We start from the raw sequence: 20,752 nt of genomic DNA on the forward strand, positions 1-20,752 counted from the left end.
TAAAAAAATTTCCAGGATAATTTTCGTGAGTGATCAGGTGACAAAATCAAAAGGGAAAAAAAGGAAAGGATGTGCTACTATTCAATTAAGGATAAAGGTGGAGGACTAGCATGAGTAAAATAATCGAAGTAAAACATTTAAGTAAAAGTTATGGAAGTAGTAAATCACCGGTCAAAGTATTAGACAATGTTTCTTTTTCAGTTGAAGAAGGAGAGTTTATTGGGATCATGGGGCCGAGTGGAGCGGGAAAGACTACTCTGATGAATATCTTATCAACGATCAATCTACCGACGATGGGTAGTGTGATGATCCAAGGAAATGAAATCACAAAAATGAAAAAACATGAATTGAGTGATTTCAGACGAAAAAAAATCGGCTTTATCTTTCAAACGTTCAATCTTATTGATACATTGAATGGTAAAGATAATATTTTACTTCCTTTGGCTGTTGAAAATATGGCGAAAGATGAAATGGACCGAAGAGTTTTACATGTTGCCCAGCTTTTGGGGATCGAAGAATTACTAAAACGTTATCCTGATGAAATGTCAGTTGGACAAAGACAACGCATTGCGGCAGCTAGAGCTTTAGTAGTAGAACCAGAGGTGATTTTCGCAGACGAACCAACCGGATCATTGGATTCAAAATCAGCAACAGAATTGTTGAATTATTTAAAAACAGTGAACGAAGTTGAAAAATCAACGATCTTATTAGTGACACATGATCCTTATACAGCTAGTTATTGCAACCGTATTTTATTTATCAAAGATGGGGTGATTTTTTCAGAAGTGATCCGCCGTGGGACGAGAAAAGAATTCTTTGAAAAAGTCATCGATATGCAGGCGACGATTGGAGGAGGCGGTAAAATCAATGCTTTATAAATTAGCCGCAAAAAGTTTTTTAAAACAATCAAGGGGCTACCTTGTCTATTTCTTCAGTTTGACCTTATCGACGATGATCTATTACTCATTTAGCGCGATGACCTATGACCAATCACTGATTCGAAGGGCAAGTCAAGATGTTTCGATAGATAATATTTTAAAGCTTGGTAGTTGGATCATTACTGTTGTCTTACTCTTTTTCGTACTCAGTGCTAATCGCTTTTTTCTCAATCGGAGACAAAAAGAGATTGGGATCTATCAATTATTCGGAATCAGCAAATTCCAGATTTCATCAATCTATGTGTTGGAAACGATGACCATTGGTTTTTTTGCTTGTATGTTAGGGATTTTATTGGGAAGTATTTTCTCAAAATTGTTTCAAATGATTTTAGTACGAATGATGAAGATGGACATTACTAGTCGTTTTTTTATTTCTATCCCGTCCATTTTTGAAACCGTTGTGGTATTTTTTGTTATTCTTTCGGCAGTTTCTCTTTATTCACTATGGAAGATTTGGAGTTATCCCATGAATCGTAGTTTTGGGGAAAGAGAACAAGTGGAAAGTTCAATGTTGCGTATTCGCACAAGGCATCGTTTATTGGGCGTGATTGGAGTATTGATGATTTCTAGCAGCTATTTCGCTGCATTGAACTTCAGAGAAACAATTAGCCAGCTATTTGAAAAAAAAGTCAATCTAGGATTGATGATTGCTTTTCCCTTTTCAATATTGTTTGTCTGCATATTAGGGACCTACCTGTTCTTTCGTTATTCTTTTCGATTACTGCTCCATTTGTTGAGTGAATCGAGATTTAAGTACCGGGGAACCAATTTTTTGTTGATTGGGAATACACAAATCCATCTGTTAAAAGGCTGGCGAATGAATTCGTTGATCACATTAGTTATTGGCCTATCTTTGGCAATGATCGGCGGAATGATTGGAATCTCGACGCTCATTGCTCATCGTGAGGAAATTGATGCGCCTGTTTCTTATCAATTAGATACTCAAACGGCAGATAAACTGCGACCAATCTTAACAGAAGAGAATCAGAAAATCAGCGACGAATTAGTCTTTCATTACAAAGTAGTAGGGAGCTATTATAACCTGAGTATCGGTTCGGTATCTGGTGGCAATGAAATCAAGCCAGTCAATTTGATTTCAGAAAAAGAATACCGCGCCTTTCGCAAAATCAAACCTAGTCTGCCAAACATCAAACTTACAGAGAAAGACCATGCAATTATGTTAGATTCAGTAGAAACGATGTTTCGTAATTTTTCCAGTTATGGGAAAAAGATCTATCTGCCGGATAAACAAGAACTTTTGATCCAACAGGTTCTTCCTGGATTTTTAGGAGATGAGGGCATGACCTATTATGGACCGACATTGGTCGTTGCTCAAGAAGTCTTTGACCGTGTCACTGGATTAGAATATCAGATCATCAATTGGAATGTGACTGGCGGTAATCAAGAAAAAATGACCGAACGATTAAATAAAGAAGTAGCTACTAATTGGACACACACGATTTATTATAGTTATGAGATTACTGACCAAGGAATAGTTGGGACGATCCATACAGATGCTTCTAAAGAAGAGGAAAACGAATATTCAGAAAATAAATTGACAGGACAAACATCACGTTTGAATTATAATGCGCGCTATCCTAGGTTGCGTGCTATCGACCGCCAAATTGGGATTAATATCTTTGTTGCCCTTTTTGTTGGAATGATCGTGATCATCGCAACCGGTAGTATCTTGATGGTGCGACAATTATCCGAAGCTGAAATTGAACGAACCAATTATCAATTGCTGACAAAATTAGGGATTGCTCAACGCAAAACAAATCGGATGATCTATAAACAAAATGCGTTGATGTTTTTTCCACCGATGATTTTGGGCATCACTCATGCAGTATTTGCCATCAATGTGTTTTCTCAATATGTAGAAGGGGCAGACTATTGGTTGGCATACTTTGTCTGTGGCTTATTGATCGTCATTTACCTACTCTTTTACTTTATGACTAGTCGTTTATATTGTCGGATCATTGAGGAATAAGAAAAATAGAGCAAAAAGGGGATCTTATTCTAGCTGAACGAAGGACAGAATCGAGTTGTACGAATTTATTTTCGTACGGCTCTTTTTTTGTTCTCTTTAGTTAGTGACAAAACTGTTAGCTGTAAAGCGCATTCTGTTAGTAAAACAAATGTTTTTTTGTGGATAGAATGAGTAGAATTTGACTAAGGATCTAAATAGGAGGAAAAAGAGATGAAACAATGGTGGCAGCAACCACAGGTTCGATATTGGCGAACTTTTATGCTTCGAACCCTTGTTTATTCGACGATACTATTATTACTCATTTATTTGTATCATTACAAAAATATTCAAGGTGGAACATTTATATATAACGAATTCTAGGAGGGAAACGATGAAGAAAAAAGGAATCGTGGCTGCGATCGATTTTTGGGGAATAGCAGACCCAGATAGAATCGCATATCAGACAGCAGAGGAGCAACACACATATCAAGAACTGAAGCACTCCTCAGATGCATTAGGCTATTACTTAGAGAAGCGTTTGACTACGAAGGGGCCAATCGTCGTGTTCGGCAATCTAGAGTTTGAGATGGTGGTATCATTCTTGGGCGTAGTGAAAGCAGGACATGCGTATCTACCGATTGATGCCCAAACACCGAAGGAACGGATCGAAGCGATTTTACGTGTCGCACAGCCTAGTATGATCATTAGTTTAAGTGACTGGGAGATTGAGACAGATATACCAATCATCCAAAAAGATTGTTTACGCTCGATCATCGCCTCAATAGTTGGTTATCCATTTGAGCATGCAGTGAAAGGTGATGAAAATTTTTATCTTATTTTTACTTCGGGCACCACAGGAGAACCCAAAGGCGTGCAAATCAGTCATGATAACTTGGTGAGCTTTGTCGATTGGGTCTTGCGCGACTTTCCAATCAAAGAGGGACAAGCTTTTTTAGCACAAGCACCTTTTTCTTTTGATTTATCTGTGTTCACTTTGTATCCAGCATTAGTTTCTGGTGGGATCATCAAGCCTTTATTCAAGGAAAACGTCCAAGATTTTCAAAAATTATTTGCTATTTTACCACAATTAAAACTGGATATCTGGGTATCGACTCCTTCGTTTGTCGATATTTGCTTGATGGACGCATCATTTGACGAGGGGCATTTACCAGAGCTGACTACGTTCATTTTCTGTGGCGAGGAATTGACGAAGAAAACGGCGCAAGCGTTACTCGAACGGTTTCCTTCAGCCAAAATTTTCAACACGTATGGGCCGACAGAAGCGACAGTAGCCATTTCTAGTATATTGATCACAAGAGAAGTATTGGCTACGTATGAACGATTACCAATTGGCTATGTCAAGTCCGATACGACCGTATCTATTTTGAAAAATGGCGAAAGTGATCGTGGCGAGATTTTGATTACTGGTCCTAGCGTGTCAAAAGGCTATTTGAACAATCCTGAAAAAACGAAGGAAGTGTTCTTTCAAGTAACTGGGCATCAAAACTATCGAACAGGAGATGCAGGATATTTAGCAGAGGACGGTTTGCTTTTTATTGAAGGAAGAATCGATCAACAGGTGAAATTACATGGCTACCGCATTGAATTAGGTGATATTGAACATGCGTTGCTTAAAGATGAACGAATCAATCAAGCAATCGTTGTTCCCAAATATCAAGGGTCGAAAGTCCAACAATTAGTGGCGTTTGTTGTACTGAACCAAGCGATTCCGGATACTAACTATCAGTTGATACGTTCGATCAAACAAAGGTTGACCGATTTTCTAATGGACTATATGATCCCACAAAAAGTGGCGTTTATTGACCAATTGCCACAAACGAACAATGGGAAAATTGATCGAAAAGCATTGACAGCTGAGGTGAATAGGTGATGAGTCTCCCACATATGATTCCTTATGCGGAGCCGTATTATTTTCTATTACTGAGTTTCGCGTTAGCGCCAATCATTTTTTCTCTACTATTTTTCCAGAAACGTTTAGGAACTTATCAAGTTCTTGTAACTTTCTTTTTCTTGTTCATCAGTTTTGGAGGAACGTATTGGCAACAAGGGCTTGCTTTGATTGGCTATGTGGTCTGGCAAAGTATACTTGTTTGGTGTTATTTCACTTATCGAAAAAAAAGAAATCAGAGTGTATGGTTTTATCTAGCGGTAGTTCTAGCAATTCTACCTTTAGCGATTACGAAAGTCACACCATTTCTAACATCTGGTAAGGGATCACTGCTTAGTTTTCTGGGTATTTCCTATTTAACATTCAAATCGGTACAAATGATCATGGAAATGAGAGACGGTATGATCAAAACCTATCATCCTTACCGTTATATTCAGTTCTTGTTGTTTTTTCCAACCATTTCTTCAGGACCAATCGATCGTTATCGAAGATTTGAAAAAGATCAGCTCCAACCACCAACAAAGGAACAATATCTGGAAATGTTGGAAAAAGGGGTCCATCATTTGTTTATGGGTTTTTTATACAAATTCATCATCGGTCATTATCTCGGACAGGTACTGTTACCCATCGTATCAAAAGGTGCCTTGGCTCATGGCGGAATCTCATGGTGGCTATTGGGTTACATGTATGTCTATAGTTTGTATCTCTTTTTCGATTTTGCTGGCTATAGTTTGTTTGCAGTTGGTACGAGTTATTTGATGGGCTATGATACCCCGATCAATTTCAACAAACCATTTTTAGCTTGGAACATCAAAGAGTTCTGGAATCGTTGGCATATGTCTTTGTCCTTCTGGTTCAGAGATTACGTGTATATGCGGTTGATGTTCTTCTTGATGAAGAAAAAATTGTTCAAGAGTAAGATCGTGACGTCAAATATCGGATACTTTGCATTGTTTCTATTGATGGGTGTCTGGCACGGTTTGACATGGTACTACATTTTGTATGGTATCTATCATGCAACGCTGATTTGTGTGACAGATGCATGGATTCGCTATAAGAAAAAACGGAAGAAAAAACTTCCTTCCAATCGCTTGACCCACGCATTTTCTGTTTTCATGACGTTTCAAGCAGTATGTGCTAGCTTATTGATTTTTTCAGGATTTTTAGATCAACTATTTTTTAAATAAATGACGAGTTTAAAGGAGAGAATAGATATGGAAGAACAAGTTTTAACGATTTTAGCAGAGATTACAGGTACAGATGAAGTGAAAGAAAATAAAGAAATCGATTTGTTTGGTGAAGGTTTATTGGATTCACTAGGGTCTGTTCAATTATTAGTTGAGCTGGATGGACAGCTTGATGTACAAGTTCCTGTATCAGAATTTGATCGGGAAGAATGGGCAACACCAAACAAAATCATTGATCAAGTCAACGAATTGAAGGGATAATGATGAAGAAAAAGCTGTTTGCGATTTTTGGTCCAGTGATACTTGCGTTTATACTGATTGCGATTTTTTTCACTTCATCTTATCGCGTGAATGTAGCTGACCCAGAAATCATTCATAGAGCAGCCAGTTCGATGTCAGACAACGTCTTACGAGGGGATGTAATCAAAAATACAGCTTTTGCTGAAAAAAAGTATGTGCCTTTTCTTGGTTCGAGTGAATTGAGTAGGATCAGTCCTTTTCATCCTTCTGTTTTAGCCCAGAAATATCAACGGAGCTACGAACCATTTTTATTAGGTGCCCCTGGGACTCAATCGCTGAGCCAGTTCATGATGATGCGCTCAGCTAGTAAGGATCTCAGAAATAAAAAAGTAGTGGTCATCGTGTCTCCTCAGTGGTTCGTAAAAGACGGGGTGAAGGAAGACTATTTCAGTACCCACTATTCAGAGTTACAGACATTGGATTGGCTGTTTTCAATAAAAAAAGTGACCGCTTCAGATCGCTATTTCGCGCGACGTTTATTAAGTTTTCCAATCGTTTCGAAAGATGAGGACATCACGCGGATTTTAAGTACAGTACAAAAAGGAATCAAACCCAATGATAAAGAATTAGCAGGCTTGGAAGATAAATGGAACATCTTGAAGCGTGAGGATGAATTATTTAGTGGGATTGGTTTGACGGATAAACAAAAACAGATCGATCAAGCGACTAAACCATTACCGACGAGCTATGAAAAAGAACAACTAAATAAGCTCGCTACGCAGATTGGTGCTAGTAAAACTAAGAATAATCCTTTTGCTCTAAAAGATGATTTCTACAATACCCGAATCAAACACCATTTAGCTGAGTTGAAAGACTCACAGAAAGACTGGGATTATCGTTTTTCAAAGGAATATTCTGATTTTCAATTATTATTGCAGCAACTAGCAAATGAACATACTGAAGCATTATTCATTCTTCCGCCAGTGAATGAAAAGTGGAGTGATTATACCGGTTTGTCTCAAGAAATGTTGCAAGGATTTGCTAAAAAAATCAAGTATCAATTAAAGAAACAAGGATTTCAACACATCGCAGATCTAACCAAAATGGCTAGTGTTCCCTACTTTATGGAAGATACGATCCATCTTGGGTGGCAAGGCTGGTTGACTGCAGATCAGTATATCCAACCTTTCCTAGAAGAGAAGCAACCTGTGTCTCATTATCAGATGGATGATGCTTTCTATAGTAAGGATTGGCAATTGCAGACCCCAGATACACTACCAGAAAAATAAACGATGCATTGGAACCAAAAGAAAAGACGAATGAAGAAATTCGAGGAATGACCTGTAACGTCCCAATAGAGGGGATGTTATGGGTTGTTTTTTTGATGTTAGCAGATTCAAAAGAAGACTGGCGTTATAATATGACTGCATAAATCAAACAAATATGCTGCCCAAAAATCAGTGAACAATGATATAATTCTACTATTAAGTATGGAAAAGAGGGAAAGCGTTTGAATAAAAATGAAGAACAATTATTGATTGATTTAACAACTGCACGTGGCGTACCAGGAAATGAAGAAGAGGTACGAAAAGTCTATAAAAAATATGCAGAGCAGTTCACAGATGATATTTTTTACGATGGTCTAGGTAGTATCATCGCAAAACATGATTCTGGCAAGGGCCCTAAAGTATTTATCTCCGGACATATGGATGAAGTTGGTTTTATGGTTACAAAGATCACAGATAAAGGATTTATTGAATTTCAAACACTTGGTGGTTGGTGGGGCCAAGTCATGTTGGCACAACAAGTAGAAATCAAGACCCAAGAGGGAAAAATCATCCATGGCGTGATTGGTTCAAAACCACCACATGTCTTGACTGCTGAAGTTCGTAACAAACCTTATGATATCAAAGATATGTTTATTGACATCGGGGCGACAAGCAAAGAAGAAGCGACGGAATGGGGCATTCGTCCTGGTGATATGGTCACTCCTTATATTGAATATCGTCGAATGAATGATGGAAAATTCTTGTTAGCAAAAGCATGGGACAATCGTATTGGGACAGCTGTTTCTTTACGTGTACTTGAAAATCTAGCAAAAGAAGGACATCCGAATGTCTTATTTGCTGGAAGTGATGTACAAGAAGAAGTTGGTTTAAGAGGTGCGCGCACAAGTACTCATTTGGTCGACCCTGACATTGCGATTGCTTTAGATACAGGTACTGCTGGAGATACACCAGGGATGACACCGAAAGAGGCAGACTCAGTTTTAGGTAAAGGACCACAAATCTTGATTTTCGATGCTTCGATGATCCCACATAAAAAATTATTGAATTTTGTGATCCAAGTGGCAGAAGAAATGGCTATTCCATTCCAATATACTGTCATCACCGGTGGGGGAACAGATGCGGGCCAAATGCATGTGTCACGTAATGGTGTGCCATCTATTGCAATCACGGTACCCGTTCGTTATCTGCATTCACATACATCGATCATCCATGAAGAAGATTACTTCAATACAGTGAAGTTAGTTACTGAAGTAGTCAAACGTTTGGATAGTGAAAAAGTAGCAGAAATCAGGAGTTATGAGTAATGAAGAATGTTTCTGAATATCGAAAAAAAGCCCGGGCATCTTTAGAAGGACAGTGGGGGATCAATGCTTGGATCATTTTCCTTTCAGTCTTTATTGGGTTGATCATCCAGCAGCTTTTTGTAGGTATCTTCCCAACAGATAGCACACAGGCAAACATACTCAATTTTTTACTCCAACACGTATTGATCTTTGCGTTTACTTATGGGGTCTATTATATCTCATTAGTTGTGGTCAGAGGTGGGCGAGCAAAATCCAATCTGTTGTTTGCTGTTTTTCAAAAAGAATATTTTGTACCGATTCTGCTTATCAATCTTTTAAATACCGTATTTAATTGGTTAATCAACGGTATTATACTTTTGCCTAGTTTTTTGATTGGCGGATTCAATACGTATATCAATCTACTCTTTAATGGAAATGCATCACCGCAAGGGATGATGAATGATTTTACGATTGATCTGAGTTTTGCAGTCTTTACAACTTTACTATTCTTCGTGTCGCTATTTGTGATGACGATCGTTGCAGGATTATTCCAATTTGCTGCTTGGACAAAGTTTGACTATCCGAAACTGACAGTTATCCAAAGTTTGAAATATGCCTGGTTTTTATTGAAAGATCGTATTGGGACCTATCTTCTTCTACAACTTTCATTTATTGGTTGGTATATTCTCGGATTTATTGCGCTGTTCTTTGGTTTACTTTGGGTAATTGCTTATGTCAATGTGTCGATTGCACAATTTTACGAACAAGCTCGTATTGAAAAAGGCAGCCCAATGGAATACTTTCACTTCGAATAAGCAGTTTTTCTTATGAAAATAAGAAATTGTGGTAGCATAAGTTTTTGAGGGGGAATCAGTCATGAAATTAACCGTTTTAGGTTGCTTAGGTGCATATCCTTATAAAAAACAAGGAACGACGAGTTATCTGTTGCAAGCTGATCAATTTAATTTGTTGATTGATGCAGGGAGCGCAACGCTTGTGAAATTGGAAGACCATCTTGATCCGCTTGCTTTAGATGCTGTGATCATCAGCCATTATCATCATGACCATATCGCAGATCTAGGTGTTTTGCAATATGAATGGCAATTGCATCCAAACAGAGATCAGGAAAAGCTATTACCAATCTATGGACATACGAAAGATGCCAGTCATTTTGAACAATTGACGATGCCAGGAGTGTCCCAAGGAGTTGCATATGATCCAACCCAAGAACTTGAAGTCGGACCATTTTCGATCACGTTCTTGGAAACGATTCATCCAGTGGTTTGTTATGCCATGCGTATTGTCGAAAGAGCCACCGGAAAAGTACTTGTTTTTACAGGAGATTCTGGCTATTTAGAGAGTTTTATTCCCTTCGCTAAAGAGGCGGATCTCTTTTTGGCAGACACGTATCTTTTTGCAGGAAATGAGCGACACAAAGCGCATTTCACTTCAAAAGAATCCGGAGAAATCGCAAAAGCGGCAAAAGTCAAAAAACTGGTTTTGACACACTTGCCACAATTCGGTGACCTAACACAATTAGAGAATGAAGCAAAAGAAGCGGCTGGAGAAGAAATCGAAGTTGCTTTAGCTGAAGTCGATAAAGTGTTTGATATATAGGAGGACGAGCAGAATGATTTTTGTACCAAATGAAAACCATGATCCAAGAGTAAATTTAGCAATCGAGACCTTTTTACTCCAAGAGATGCCATTAGAAGAACCAATCTTGCTTTTTTACATCAATGAACCGTCAATCATTATTGGTCGAAATCAAAACACGATCGAAGAAATCAATCGTGAATATGTTGAAGAACATGGCATCCATGTGGTACGTCGTTTAAGCGGTGGTGGAGCAGTATATCATGATTTTGGTAACTTGAATTTCAGTTTCATCATGCCAGATGATGGGGATTCGTTCCGTGACTTTGCGAAGGTGACTAAACCAATCATCCAAGCGTTACACGAATTAGGTATTTCAGGTGCCGAATTAAAAGGACGTAATGACCTGGTAATCGATGGCTTGAAGTTTTCAGGGAATGCTATGTATGCTACAAATGGTCGAATGTTTGCACATGGAACGATCATGTTCGATTCAGACATTGATGAGGTAGTCAATGCGCTGAAAGTGAAAAAAGAAAAAATCGAATCCAAAGGAATCAAATCGATTCGTTCACGAGTTACAAATATCAAACCATTCTTACCTGAGGAAAAACAAGGGATGACAACCGAAGAATTTCGTGAAGACATTCTTTTGAAAATTTTCGGCGTATCTTCAGTAGAAGACGTAAAGACCTATGAATTGACAGAAAAAGATTGGGAAAAAATCAATCAAATTTCTGAGCAGTATTATCGAAATTGGGATTGGAATTATGGAAAATCACCAGATTTCAACTTTTCACGCCAAAAACGCTTTTCGATTGGGTCGATCGAGGTACATCTGAATGTCTCAGAAGGGATAATCGAGGATGTAAAAATCTTCGGCGATTTCTTTGGTCTAGGAGATATCAAAGATGTTGAACAAGTGTTGACAGGTATAAAGTATGACAAAGCTACTTTACAAGAAGCAGTGGAAACGATCGATATCAAGAAATACTTTGGTGCGATCGAAGCACAAGATTTATTGGAACTACTGTACTAAATGAGATTGTGACAGAAGCGACTTGATCTGAGTAGTGAGATAGAAAATTGAAAAATATTTTTTTCATATTTTACAATTTGTTAGCTTAATGTTGAAGGTCAGCTTCTGGAACACCGTTTATTTGGTTCTAGGGGATAAGATGACCAATGTCTCATACCCGACAAATCTGTAAGATAACATAAAGACCTTCAAAAACAGTCGGTTGACTGATTTTGAAGGTCTTTATTTAGCCAGGAGATATATTGATTTTTAAGCGATCGACCCACTTATCTTTTTCTTGGACCAAGGTGCTGCTGTATTTGTCGAGCGTGGTCTGAATCATCATCAAGTCATACTGTTCTTGTCGTATCAATTCTTCTGTCACATGTTTGGAAAAAATATTTTTCTCATAGTGTGTACTGTGCTCACAGTGGATCTGGATGTGAGAATTGATTTCTTGGATCGATAAATAGATTTCTCGATGCAAAGGATTTTCAATGGCTTGTGTTTCGCGAAACGAATGCTCTAAAATATGGATGAGTAATTGTGTGAAATCTTCATCATGGATCGGTAAAGAAGCTGGGATGTGGGTGTGAAAATCAACCTTGATATTCTTTTTAGCAGCGACTTCTTGATATCTAGCCAAAATCAAATTTGTTAGTTGGTGACCTGTCGGAAAAAGAGACAAATCCAATCGTCTTGTTTCGTCTACGATCCGTTCTAAGTAAGTTTTCACTTCGGCTTGTTCATTTGTATCAATCAATTGACTCAGTTCTTCCATTTGTACAACAAAGTCATTTTTTGCTTGATCGATTTGTTGGATCTGTGCTTGGATTTTTGCATAATGTGTTTCGATCAGATCTGTTTTAGTTTGTAAGAAAAGACGTTCTTTATGGTAACTATCGATTTTCATAATATTCTCCATGATATTGTATCCGACAATAACAATCAGGAGAATCGCAAATAAGAGCGTGGACCAGTTGATGATCGAATGCCCAATCCCTAAGGCAGTTTGAATATAAAACATACAATGAAAGATAGCGATCAAAACGATCCAAGGACTACATACAGTGAAAAAACGATTTTGTTTATATGCTTCACCGATACTTGCTATAGAAGTAACTAAAGTGCTTACAACACTAACAACACTAGCAAAGGGCATCAACTCAGGTAATTCAAAATCTGAAAATAATGCATAAAGTAAGATGTTGACAAAAACAAATGTTTGGAAATAGCAGAAATAACCATACCATTTCTGATAGTTTGTCATTTTGGACTGATAGTAAAAAATAATCAGTATAGAAGTCAAGATTGCAAATAAGTGTGAAAAAATCGAATGTACGATTGGTTCAAAAAGAACACCGCTCAAGATATCTTCCGAAATCGATTCAAATCCAAGCACGAAAGAAAATAGGCTCAAAATCAATAATGAACGATCTAATCTATTATGCCTGTAGAGAATATAGCTAGTCCAGATCAACAATCCGATGGCAATAACGAAAGCCAAGATCATCGCGATGACTTGTGGGATCGATTGTGAAAAAATGAAGCTGATCATTGGACTGGTGGTCCCCAAATAAACTTTGGGTGTTAGACCAGCATAATTTTGATAAGGCGAAGAAACAACGATTTTCAACGTCTTGCCTACATAGGGCTCTGGTAGATCGATGATCGATAAAGACAATCCAGGATTGTTTCGTGCGCTTTCTTTGGAGCGACTGTAGAGTAGCGCGTCATCTAATGAGACACTTAACCATTGATGATTGCCTTTGATCAAGAGATTGGCATCCGCCAATTCTTTATGTAGAGTAGTTTCCATTATAAATGGTTCATTCTTGTCGATGGACGGCATGTAGTCGATATGGTTACTGTCGAACTGAAAATAAGGATCGTGCTCGGAATAATAGACCCATGAATCATCAATCTGAGACATTTGTTTATTGTCGATTGGCGTGAAGAGGTAATGAAAAAAATAAGCGATACTTATTATAAATAACGATGCAAATATAATAAGTACGCTCCATTTGATTTTCATAGAGAATGGTATAATTTTATTACGTCTGTTATTAAAAAGAACCATAGACAAATCTCCTTTAATAAATTATCTAATTCCAGAGTAAACTTTTTTCATTTAACAGTCAATTTTTAGCTATTTTTATCGTTTTTTTGTTTGCTTGTTTATTTTTTTATAGAGAATCCTCAAACTGAGTATTAATATTGTCAAAAAAATTTCGTTATTATATTATAGATTTAATAAAATGTTTCTTAAGGAGGTTCAATGTGCCTATCTATAAAAAAATAACTTTTTTCAGTTCGATTTCGTTAGTGGTTCTTTTAGCAATCATTTTGTGTGTCGTGCTACTCCCTCGAGTATTTGGGCTGACACCGCATATCATTGATGATCAAGCGATGGCATCGTCTTATGCAGAAGGAAGTCTGATCTATGTACAGAAAAGAAAGACAGATACGATTTTAGTTGGAGATGTGATCACCTACTATGAAAATTCAGGTAAACATATCGTGACAAGAAGGGTCGTTGCTATTGAAGATCAACACCAGTATTTTTACACGAAAGCTGATGGAAAAACGCAAATCGAAGTTGAAGCAGTACGAGATCGTAATATTATTGGCACGCCTATATTCAAGATCCCGTACATAGGGTTATTGTTCTCACGGCATGCGTTCAATTGGATGAAATGGGTATTCCTAGGAATCGCTGTGTGCTTGTCTTCCATTACAGCTTGGCATACCTACCTTGAACTGAAACAACGTCGAGAGAAAGAAACTGATTTTTTTTCTGACATGTAATAATCATATTTTTATTTACCAGCTTCTCCCTCTTGTCGAAAGATAGGTTTCTTCGTATAATGTTTGGAAGAGGAGGGGAAGTATGCGTAATGAAATGATGCATCGTCCCGTTGTAAAAGAAGAGTTATTGGATTTTATGCGGACAAAACAAAAACAGTTAACTGGAGAATTGGGGAAAGTTGAAGAGGAAGCACATGCGGCGGAAGTGCCGATCATTCCTCATGAGACGGTCGTCTTTTTGCAGTTTTTATTAGGACAGATCAAACCAAAAGAAGTACTTGAAATTGGAGCTGCGATTGGTTTTTCCTCTAGTCTGATGGCACAAGTCATTGGAAAAGAAGGTCATGTGACGACGATCGATCGCTTTGACGTGATGATCAGAAAAGCGAAAGCAACGTATGAGCGTTTAGAGATGACGGATCGAGTGACATTATTAGAAGGCCAAGCGGCTGATATTTTGCCAACATTGACAGGTCCGTATGACTTTATATTTATGGATAGTGCAAAATCAAAATATATCGAATTCTTACCTGAATGCCTTCGTGTATTGAAAAAAGGCGGCGTCTTGATGGTTGATGATATTTTTCAAGGAGGGACGATTCTTCTGTCAGATGAAGAGATCCCAAGAGGAAAACGAGCGATCCATCGTAAATTGAATGAATTTCTACGCGTGGTCATGGAACATCCGGATTTGACCTCTACGTTGTTACCTTTGGGTGATGGTGTGATTTTGATCACGAAAGAGGCAGAAACAATCGACTTATAATTGCCAGATTTTTTAGTAAAGATTCAAAAGAATGCTAGCTAAGCTAAGCGAGTAGCTAAGTCAATTTCATTGATAGCAAGGCAGAAGTTGAAAGTAGGAAATCTATCCAATCAAGTTCTGCCTTACTATGTTGAACGAAACAGACTTTCATGTTCTATGTTAAAATGACAAGTCGATCGTAGCAAAAAATTATAATATGAAAATCGTGGCTGTATTTTTATAGTAAAATCTGTAAGAAAAAAGTACGATAAAAATTTTTGTTTCATAAAATAACTATTTTGTATTGACATAAGCTTTCAATTTATCTATAATTATTTTTGTTCCGCTAAAGCTGTCATAGTAGCTCAGCTGGATAGAGCATCCGCCTTCTAAGCGGACGGTCGGGGGTTCGAATCCCTCCTGTGACGTAAAAAACCGTTAGAAACGTTTGTTTCTAGCGGTTTTTTTGTCTCTTGTGCTAAATAAGATTGATTCATCGCTGAGCGTTGAGGGTGTTAACATGATCGGATAAACAATCGATGGTTCAAATTCCAAAAAGTAAAATGATAAAAAGTAAAATCAAATCATATAAGATATGCGCAAGCATAGGGATCAATAAGTTTTGTGTTTTTAACCAGGCATAGAGAGAAGGGGCATGAGCCAAACCAATAACAAAAATACATTGATAGAGATTCCCATCGTATACGGCATAATGGCTGAGACCAAAAACCAATAGAGAAATCGTACTAGCGCCCCAAATAGAAAATTTAGTACGCATAAATGTAGAAAGTAAAAGAAAGATCAAAACAAAAATCGCAGCAATATAAAGTTCTTCTCCAATCAGGCTCACGCTAAGCTGTGATAAATATAGGATTATTCCACCAACGTTTAACCCTTCGTACCAGTTATCTCCACCAGCATTTGCGGCCATGGTTTGATTCAGCAGTTTTCCAGTCAAGATAAAAATATCTGAAAGTAGTGAACCAAGGATAAGGATAAAAGCAATCCAACGCCAATCTCTCTTATTGAGTTTTTTGAATAAAGTGTTTGTGTTGTTCCAACCAATCAGTATGATTAAAGCAAGCGCTCCCCCTATAGGTAAAAAGGTCCAATCTAACCTACCTGAGAAGATCGGATAAGATGTCATCATTCCCCAATCAGCAAAAATTAAAATAATGAGTGCTAAGAGTGACCGCCACAGATTGAATTTGACAGTTTTAAACATTGCGAACATTAAATAACTCCTCCTATAAATAAAATCAACAAAGGGCGATTGTAACATTGAGATGGAATATCGAGAAATAATTTGCTGTCATTTTTAGCGTTTGATTAGAGACATCATAAGTAGATAAAAATGGAATGAATACGAGTACTCAGTAAATTAGCCTTTTTTGACAATAGAATAATTTGCTTATCAAAAGGAAAAAAAGATCTTTTTAATCATTACCTATTTTTTTTGAAGTTTTTTCATTTGGATCAATATAGGGAAAGTAGATATCTATGATAAAATAAAGTAACAACATCAACTGGACGATTAATAAGGACTGATGTTCCTTAGATCGAAAATCGAATGGGTGTATTTCAAGAGAGGATAAAGGGGAGCGCTTATGTTAATCACCAAAAAATGGATGGATCGTTTAACAAGTCCGTATCGAACATCAGGAATGTTTCGCTGTTTAGCGGAATCTCAGAGTTTGGACAGTATCAGTAGTAAAGTGATTTTATTGATCGATGAGACCAAAGTGACGATTTTATTTTTGAATTTTTTTCAAACGAAGGTTATTGATCATCTCACGTATGAACGCGCAGCGATCGAAGAGGAACAAGTAACATTAGGTGGCGGTTTATCAGTTATCTGGCGTTTTTCCACTGGCAGTAAACATTGGCGGTTTCGAATCATCAAAAAAATCATCCCTTTAGGTGATGAACAAAGAGAATTTTTGATGCAACTCGAGTAAGGATATCACTTACGAAAAAAAGAAGAACACTAGCAACGATATTGTCGTTGCATAGTCGTTCTTCTTTTTTATTAAAACCGTGTGATGATGTCATCTAAAATAGCAATCAATTCTTCTTTCTCCACGTTTAGATTTCCATTGATCCACTCAGTCAGGACACTAGTAGTGCCGGAAATAGAAAAAAGAACCTCTACTTTATTTTTGATATCTTTCATATCTAATTGTTCTTCGTCCATGATTCTTTTTATCAGGATCTGCGTAAGTTGGACAGAGAGTTCATCATCCATGAAATCATTGAAGAAAAAGTGAAAAACAGCTTTGTTCTCATCTACATGATTGACTAAAGTATGGACGAATCGGCGAAAATCATATTGCTCTTTGTTGGGGTAAGTTTGATCGAAGATATCTGTCAGTGTACAAATCGATTCTTCAATGATTTTTGAACGCAAATCATAGATATCCTCATAGTGAGTATAAAACGTCCCTCTCCCGATATCTGCTTGTTGTGAAAGCTCCGCAATCGTGATTTTATTGATGGGTTTTTCTTTCGTTAAATCTAAAAAGGCTTGTTTGATTGCGTGCTTCGTTCTTTTGCTTCGACGATCCATTTGTATCTCCTTTTTTAGACAGTATCTTTCTAAGTGTTCATTATTGGACAGATGTTGAATCATTGCCTATAGGAAGTCACTTTTTAAGTAATTATAATAAAGTTACGTAAAGAAAGAAAGTTTTGTTTCAAAAGGAGTAGATGGATATGGAAAAATTAACGATTCGTTCAATTGATAGAAAAGACTTAAACAAAGCAAGTGAATTTGCAGCACAAGGGATGAATTTTTCGAGCTATACAGAAAATCCTATTGCACTTTATCTCTATCGTCAGTATGCACTTACAGGCGCATTGATGAAATCAACCGTCACATTAGGTGCGTATCTAGACGGTCAATTTGTCGGCTTTCTTTTTGCTCGCTTCGATGGGGAAACAAAAGTGCCTGTTGGATGGGGGAGACGCTTGTTTGTCAATATAGCAGAAAAATTGATGGGATTGACCGGATATCGAGAGGCGATAGGAACTTATGACCAAGCCAATCAAACAATGTATCATGAATTTGCATCCACTCATCCAGAAGGCGAAGTCACTTATTTTGCTGTTGATCCCACATTGAAGGGGAAGCGGATTGGTTCACGCTTGTTAGAAGAAATAGAGAGACGCTATAAAAATAAGCGAATATTTCTCTATACAGACTCTAACTGCAACTACCAATTTTACTTAAAAAAAGGATTTACCATTTTTGGTCGCCAACCAGTTGATCTAGGTGGAGGAGAATCAATGACCTGTTACTTATTAAGCACGACCTTATGACTAAATATACTGCTACAGGTCGGGACAGAAGTGTTTAGTCTTATTTCCGAAGAGGTTACTTCTGTTCCCGCCGTTTATTCAAGTTTTATAATATGCAAAAGGAGTAATATCCCCGTCACTTGTTTGTATTGTTACACTCTTGATTTTTGAGAGTAAGTTGCAGAAAAAAAACAACAGTTCCTTTATAATCAAAGAGAGATCGTTTTCGGTTGGTACTCATAGCAATGATCCAGCTAAAAAAAAGACGGTCGATCGCCGATTTTAGAAAGGAAGAAAACAGATGACATTATTATCTCAAATTTTAGTTACACTTGTTGCCTTGGAATTTCTTTATATCATGTATATTGAAACTTTTGCGACGGAATCTGCAACAACTAGTCGAGTATTCAACATGCCGAAGGAAGAATTAGGACGTCAGTCCGTACAGACTTTATTTAAGAATCAAGGGATCTATAATGGGTTACTTGGTGTAGCATTGGTGTACGGCGCTTATTTTTCAAATGCACCAAAAGAAATCACGGGGCTATTATTGATCTATATTTTGCTGGTGGCGGCTTATGGTAGCTTTACTAGTGATCGCTTGATCATCGTCAAACAAGGTGGTTTAGCAGCGATTGCACTCATTACGTTATTCTTTTAGAATATAAAAGAATAACTGCTGAAAAAAATTATGAAAGTTTGTGAAAAAACTTACTTTAATCAACAAAATATGCTATCCTGTAACGTGCATTTTATCAATTTTTTATGAAAATGGGGTAGTAGTGTTGTTAAAGAATTATATTGGTTTATTGAAAAAAGAATTTTCTGGTTATAATCTTTCAGTATTTCAAAAAGATTTATTGGCAGGTATTACAGTCGCGGCGGTTGCTTTGCCACTCGCTTTAGCTTTCGGTGTTTCAAGTGGGGCAGACGCAGCTGCTGGTCTGATCACTGCTATAATTGCTGGTCTAGTCATTGGTGGTTTATCTGGTGGGTTCTATCAGATTTCTGGTCCTACTGGCGCGATGGCAGCAATCTTGATGTCGATTGCCGCAAAACAAGGAATGCAAGGCGTCTTACTGGCTACTTTTTTGGCTGGAGTTCTTTTACTCGCTGCAGGTGTCTTACGATTAGGAACGCTGACTTCATTTATCCCTGCACCTGTCATCACAGGGTTTACCTCTGGTATTGCAATCATTATTGCTTTAGGTCAGATCGATAATTTATTCGGTGTTCATTCAGAAGGGGCCAATGTGATGGAAAAATTGGCTAGTTATCAAAACTTAGGCTTTGAAATTTCCTTGCCAACGATTCTAATGGGAAGTTTGGTCATTATTGGGATGTTGGTTTATCCTAAAAAATGGGGGCAAAAGATCCCAAGCTCATTGTTGGCAATCATCCTCACAACTGCATTGATGATGATCGTTGATTGGCCAATTGCGACCGTAGGGGAAATTCCCCAAACGTTGATCAGTAGTAATCGTTTGGTACTTGGTGATTTTAGTTTGTCAGCGATCCAAACAGTGATTGTACCAGCAATCAGCATTGCACTGTTAGGTATGATCGAAAGTTTGTTGTGTGGTGCTTCGGCAGGCCGAATGGCGAATCGTCAGTTAGATAGTAATCAGGAGTTGGTCGCACAAGGAATTGGTAATCTACTGTTACCATTTTTTGGTGGGATTCCAGCTACAGCAGCCATTGCTCGAACGAGTGTCGCAATCAAATCCGGTGCCCAAACCAGAGTAGCTGGAATGATCCATGCAATCGTATTGTTTCTATCCATGCTTATTTTTGCACCAATCATGTCGAACATTCCGATGCCAGCATTAGCAGGTGTATTGATCGTCACTGCTTGGCGTATGAATGAATGGGAAACCATCAAAGAACTATTCGCTAAAAGATACTGGTCAGCGCTTCTTCTATTTTTCTTGACGATGGGGTGTACAGTGATTTTTGATCTAAGTATTGCAATCGTTATAGGAATTATTAGTGGGTGTGTATTTTTTATTGTTAAGAGTGCAGCCATCACGATCTCAGTGGAGGAAATCGACTGGCAGCGAATGAGCTTACCGGAAACAAAAAAGTTGGATAATTGGGCAGTTGTTTATATCAGTGGTCCTTTATTCTTCATGTCCGCCGAACGATTGAAAGCGACGTTAACAGAATTAGCAGATAAAGAAGGAATCATTTTTTCAATGCGCGGGGTGCCAAGTATTGATTTGACGGCGCAAAGTTTATTTGAAGAATTTCAAGAAAAAGCTGCTATGAAAGAACAAACGATTATTTACACCTCGTTACAACCAGAAGTGGAAAAGCAATTGCAACATCTTTGGGAAAAACAAAAGACAGAACAACATCTTACGGTGGCTCATGCGCTGACCTCTTTACACAAACAATATATGTTAGACAGTGAAATATAGTCAGTGGATTCGCTAAAAAAAATTGTGGCTGCCGCCTGTTCTAAGGTAAAATA

The 20,752-nt window shown here is 37.7% G+C and carries 21 protein-coding genes and 1 tRNA gene; 19 read left to right on the top strand and 3 right to left on the bottom strand.

Features of this window, described 5'->3' with window-relative positions:
* The first annotated feature begins 110 nt into the window (after window positions 1–110).
* From IGJ39_RS03885 to IGJ39_RS03940, 12 genes are all read left to right on the top strand, one after another.
* On the top strand, window positions 111–878 hold the full coding sequence (locus IGJ39_RS03885; protein ID WP_019723768.1) for an ABC transporter ATP-binding protein: 768 nt from the start codon (window positions 111–113) through the stop codon (window positions 876–878).
* Complete coding sequence (locus tag IGJ39_RS03890) at window positions 868–2,928, top strand: ABC transporter permease (RefSeq protein WP_062805533.1); 2,061 nt, start codon at window positions 868–870, stop codon at window positions 2,926–2,928. The genes IGJ39_RS03885 and IGJ39_RS03890 overlap by 11 nt, the downstream gene beginning before the upstream one ends.
* A gap of 210 nt (window positions 2,929–3,138) precedes the next feature.
* Window positions 3,139–3,288, top strand: coding sequence for a teichoic acid D-Ala incorporation-associated protein DltX (locus IGJ39_RS03895; protein WP_010736035.1), 150 nt, complete (start codon window positions 3,139–3,141; stop codon window positions 3,286–3,288).
* A gap of 10 nt (window positions 3,289–3,298) precedes the next feature.
* Window positions 3,299–4,798, top strand: a complete 1,500-nt coding sequence (gene dltA, locus IGJ39_RS03900; RefSeq protein ID WP_065096696.1) for a D-alanine--poly(phosphoribitol) ligase subunit DltA — start codon at window positions 3,299–3,301, stop codon at window positions 4,796–4,798.
* Window positions 4,798–6,003, top strand: a complete 1,206-nt coding sequence (gene dltB, locus IGJ39_RS03905) for a D-alanyl-lipoteichoic acid biosynthesis protein DltB (protein WP_065096695.1) — start codon at window positions 4,798–4,800, stop codon at window positions 6,001–6,003. Before dltA ends, dltB begins: the two co-directional genes overlap by 1 nt.
* A gap of 27 nt (window positions 6,004–6,030) precedes the next feature.
* Window positions 6,031–6,264, top strand: a complete 234-nt coding sequence (gene dltC / locus IGJ39_RS03910) for a D-alanine--poly(phosphoribitol) ligase subunit DltC (RefSeq protein ID WP_010736032.1) — start codon at window positions 6,031–6,033, stop codon at window positions 6,262–6,264.
* Between the two features lie 2 nt (window positions 6,265–6,266).
* Window positions 6,267–7,532 (top strand): D-alanyl-lipoteichoic acid biosynthesis protein DltD, encoded by a 1,266-nt coding sequence (gene dltD, locus IGJ39_RS03915; protein WP_438764203.1) that lies wholly within the window; start codon window positions 6,267–6,269, stop codon window positions 7,530–7,532.
* An 8-nt stretch (window positions 7,533–7,540) separates the two neighbouring features.
* Window positions 7,541–7,675, top strand: a complete 135-nt coding sequence (locus IGJ39_RS03920; RefSeq protein ID WP_438764205.1) for a hypothetical protein — start codon at window positions 7,541–7,543, stop codon at window positions 7,673–7,675.
* A 78-nt stretch (window positions 7,676–7,753) separates the two neighbouring features.
* Window positions 7,754–8,836, top strand: coding sequence for a M42 family metallopeptidase (locus IGJ39_RS03925; protein WP_010736030.1), 1,083 nt, complete (start codon window positions 7,754–7,756; stop codon window positions 8,834–8,836).
* On the top strand, window positions 8,836–9,630 hold the full coding sequence (locus IGJ39_RS03930; RefSeq protein WP_065096692.1) for a DUF975 family protein: 795 nt from the start codon (window positions 8,836–8,838) through the stop codon (window positions 9,628–9,630). The genes IGJ39_RS03925 and IGJ39_RS03930 overlap by 1 nt, the downstream gene beginning before the upstream one ends.
* 61 nt (window positions 9,631–9,691) lie before the next feature.
* The gene (locus tag IGJ39_RS03935; protein ID WP_062805527.1) at window positions 9,692–10,432 is read left to right on the top strand and encodes an MBL fold metallo-hydrolase; all 741 of its coding nucleotides are present in this window, start codon (window positions 9,692–9,694) and stop codon (window positions 10,430–10,432) included.
* Window positions 10,433–10,445: 13 nt separating this feature from the next.
* Window positions 10,446–11,450 carry a lipoate--protein ligase gene (locus IGJ39_RS03940; RefSeq protein ID WP_010736027.1) on the top strand — a complete coding sequence of 335 codons (1,005 nt, stop codon included), beginning with the start codon at window positions 10,446–10,448 and terminating at the stop codon, window positions 11,448–11,450.
* A gap of 226 nt (window positions 11,451–11,676) precedes the next feature.
* On the opposite strand, the gene IGJ39_RS03945 is transcribed toward IGJ39_RS03940, so the two are convergent.
* The gene (locus IGJ39_RS03945; RefSeq protein WP_195339133.1) at window positions 11,677–13,509 is read right to left on the bottom strand and encodes a hypothetical protein; all 1,833 of its coding nucleotides are present in this window, start codon (window positions 13,507–13,509) and stop codon (window positions 11,677–11,679) included.
* 200 nt (window positions 13,510–13,709) lie between these two features.
* Here IGJ39_RS03945 and IGJ39_RS03950 point away from each other — a divergent pair, with 200 nt between their 5' ends.
* From IGJ39_RS03950 to IGJ39_RS03960, 3 genes are all read left to right on the top strand, one after another.
* Entirely contained in the window at window positions 13,710–14,237 is a 528-nt protein-coding gene (locus IGJ39_RS03950; protein ID WP_023519280.1) for a signal peptidase I, read from the top strand.
* An 82-nt stretch (window positions 14,238–14,319) separates the two neighbouring features.
* The gene (locus IGJ39_RS03955) at window positions 14,320–15,003 is read left to right on the top strand and encodes an O-methyltransferase (RefSeq protein ID WP_010736023.1); all 684 of its coding nucleotides are present in this window, start codon (window positions 14,320–14,322) and stop codon (window positions 15,001–15,003) included.
* A 333-nt stretch (window positions 15,004–15,336) separates the two neighbouring features.
* A tRNA-Arg gene (locus tag IGJ39_RS03960) sits at window positions 15,337–15,410 on the top strand.
* A 116-nt stretch (window positions 15,411–15,526) separates the two neighbouring features.
* Here IGJ39_RS03960 and IGJ39_RS03965 read toward each other — a convergent pair.
* Window positions 15,527–16,216, bottom strand: coding sequence for a CPBP family glutamic-type intramembrane protease (locus tag IGJ39_RS03965; RefSeq protein ID WP_181265233.1), 690 nt, complete (start codon window positions 16,214–16,216; stop codon window positions 15,527–15,529).
* Between the two features lie 373 nt (window positions 16,217–16,589).
* Here IGJ39_RS03965 and IGJ39_RS03970 point away from each other — a divergent pair, with 373 nt between their 5' ends.
* Complete coding sequence (locus IGJ39_RS03970; protein ID WP_195339132.1) at window positions 16,590–16,940, top strand: hypothetical protein; 351 nt, start codon at window positions 16,590–16,592, stop codon at window positions 16,938–16,940.
* Between the two features lie 71 nt (window positions 16,941–17,011).
* Here the strand turns inward: IGJ39_RS03970 and IGJ39_RS03975 are convergent, their stop codons facing one another.
* Window positions 17,012–17,548 (bottom strand): TetR/AcrR family transcriptional regulator, encoded by a 537-nt coding sequence (locus IGJ39_RS03975; RefSeq protein WP_066026379.1) that lies wholly within the window; start codon window positions 17,546–17,548, stop codon window positions 17,012–17,014.
* A gap of 146 nt (window positions 17,549–17,694) precedes the next feature.
* Here IGJ39_RS03975 and IGJ39_RS03980 point away from each other — a divergent pair, with 146 nt between their 5' ends.
* From IGJ39_RS03980 to IGJ39_RS03990, 3 genes are all read left to right on the top strand, one after another.
* On the top strand, window positions 17,695–18,300 hold the full coding sequence (locus IGJ39_RS03980) for a GNAT family N-acetyltransferase (RefSeq protein ID WP_195339131.1): 606 nt from the start codon (window positions 17,695–17,697) through the stop codon (window positions 18,298–18,300).
* Window positions 18,301–18,580: 280 nt separating this feature from the next.
* Window positions 18,581–18,940 (top strand): DUF1304 domain-containing protein, encoded by a 360-nt coding sequence (locus IGJ39_RS03985; RefSeq protein WP_010736017.1) that lies wholly within the window; start codon window positions 18,581–18,583, stop codon window positions 18,938–18,940.
* A 124-nt stretch (window positions 18,941–19,064) separates the two neighbouring features.
* On the top strand, window positions 19,065–20,699 hold the full coding sequence (locus IGJ39_RS03990) for a SulP family inorganic anion transporter (RefSeq protein ID WP_195339130.1): 1,635 nt from the start codon (window positions 19,065–19,067) through the stop codon (window positions 20,697–20,699).
* Window positions 20,700–20,752: the final 53 nt, after the last annotated feature.

The organism is Enterococcus sp. AZ140 (assembly GCF_051714405.1).
In the GTDB taxonomy this organism is placed as follows: domain Bacteria; phylum Bacillota; class Bacilli; order Lactobacillales; family Enterococcaceae; genus Enterococcus_B; species Enterococcus_B pernyi.

Excerpts from the sequence above, each read along its gene's own strand:
- dltC (WP_010736032.1), top strand. The coding sequence starts at position 6,031 with ATGGAAGAACAAGTTTTAACGATTTTAGCAGAGATTACAGGTACAGAT.
- IGJ39_RS03890 (WP_062805533.1), top strand. The coding sequence starts at position 868 with ATGCTTTATAAATTAGCCGCAAAAAGTTTTTTAAAACAATCAAGGGGC.
- IGJ39_RS03930 (WP_065096692.1), top strand. The coding sequence starts at position 8,836 with ATGAAGAATGTTTCTGAATATCGAAAAAAAGCCCGGGCATCTTTAGAA.
- IGJ39_RS03935 (WP_062805527.1), top strand. The coding sequence starts at position 9,692 with ATGAAATTAACCGTTTTAGGTTGCTTAGGTGCATATCCTTATAAAAAA.
- IGJ39_RS03975 (WP_066026379.1), bottom strand. The coding sequence starts at position 17,548 with ATGGATCGTCGAAGCAAAAGAACGAAGCACGCAATCAAACAAGCCTTT.
- IGJ39_RS03895 (WP_010736035.1), top strand. The coding sequence starts at position 3,139 with ATGAAACAATGGTGGCAGCAACCACAGGTTCGATATTGGCGAACTTTT.
- dltB (WP_065096695.1), top strand. The coding sequence starts at position 4,798 with ATGAGTCTCCCACATATGATTCCTTATGCGGAGCCGTATTATTTTCTA.
- dltD (WP_438764203.1), top strand. The coding sequence starts at position 6,267 with ATGAAGAAAAAGCTGTTTGCGATTTTTGGTCCAGTGATACTTGCGTTT.
- IGJ39_RS03945 (WP_195339133.1), bottom strand. The coding sequence starts at position 13,509 with ATGGTTCTTTTTAATAACAGACGTAATAAAATTATACCATTCTCTATG.
- IGJ39_RS03885 (WP_019723768.1), top strand. The coding sequence starts at position 111 with ATGAGTAAAATAATCGAAGTAAAACATTTAAGTAAAAGTTATGGAAGT.
- IGJ39_RS03940 (WP_010736027.1), top strand. The coding sequence starts at position 10,446 with ATGATTTTTGTACCAAATGAAAACCATGATCCAAGAGTAAATTTAGCA.
- IGJ39_RS03980 (WP_195339131.1), top strand. The coding sequence starts at position 17,695 with ATGGAAAAATTAACGATTCGTTCAATTGATAGAAAAGACTTAAACAAA.
- IGJ39_RS03970 (WP_195339132.1), top strand. The coding sequence starts at position 16,590 with ATGTTAATCACCAAAAAATGGATGGATCGTTTAACAAGTCCGTATCGA.
- IGJ39_RS03965 (WP_181265233.1), bottom strand. The coding sequence starts at position 16,216 with ATGTTCGCAATGTTTAAAACTGTCAAATTCAATCTGTGGCGGTCACTC.
- IGJ39_RS03955 (WP_010736023.1), top strand. The coding sequence starts at position 14,320 with ATGCGTAATGAAATGATGCATCGTCCCGTTGTAAAAGAAGAGTTATTG.
- IGJ39_RS03985 (WP_010736017.1), top strand. The coding sequence starts at position 18,581 with ATGACATTATTATCTCAAATTTTAGTTACACTTGTTGCCTTGGAATTT.
- dltA (WP_065096696.1), top strand. The coding sequence starts at position 3,299 with ATGAAGAAAAAAGGAATCGTGGCTGCGATCGATTTTTGGGGAATAGCA.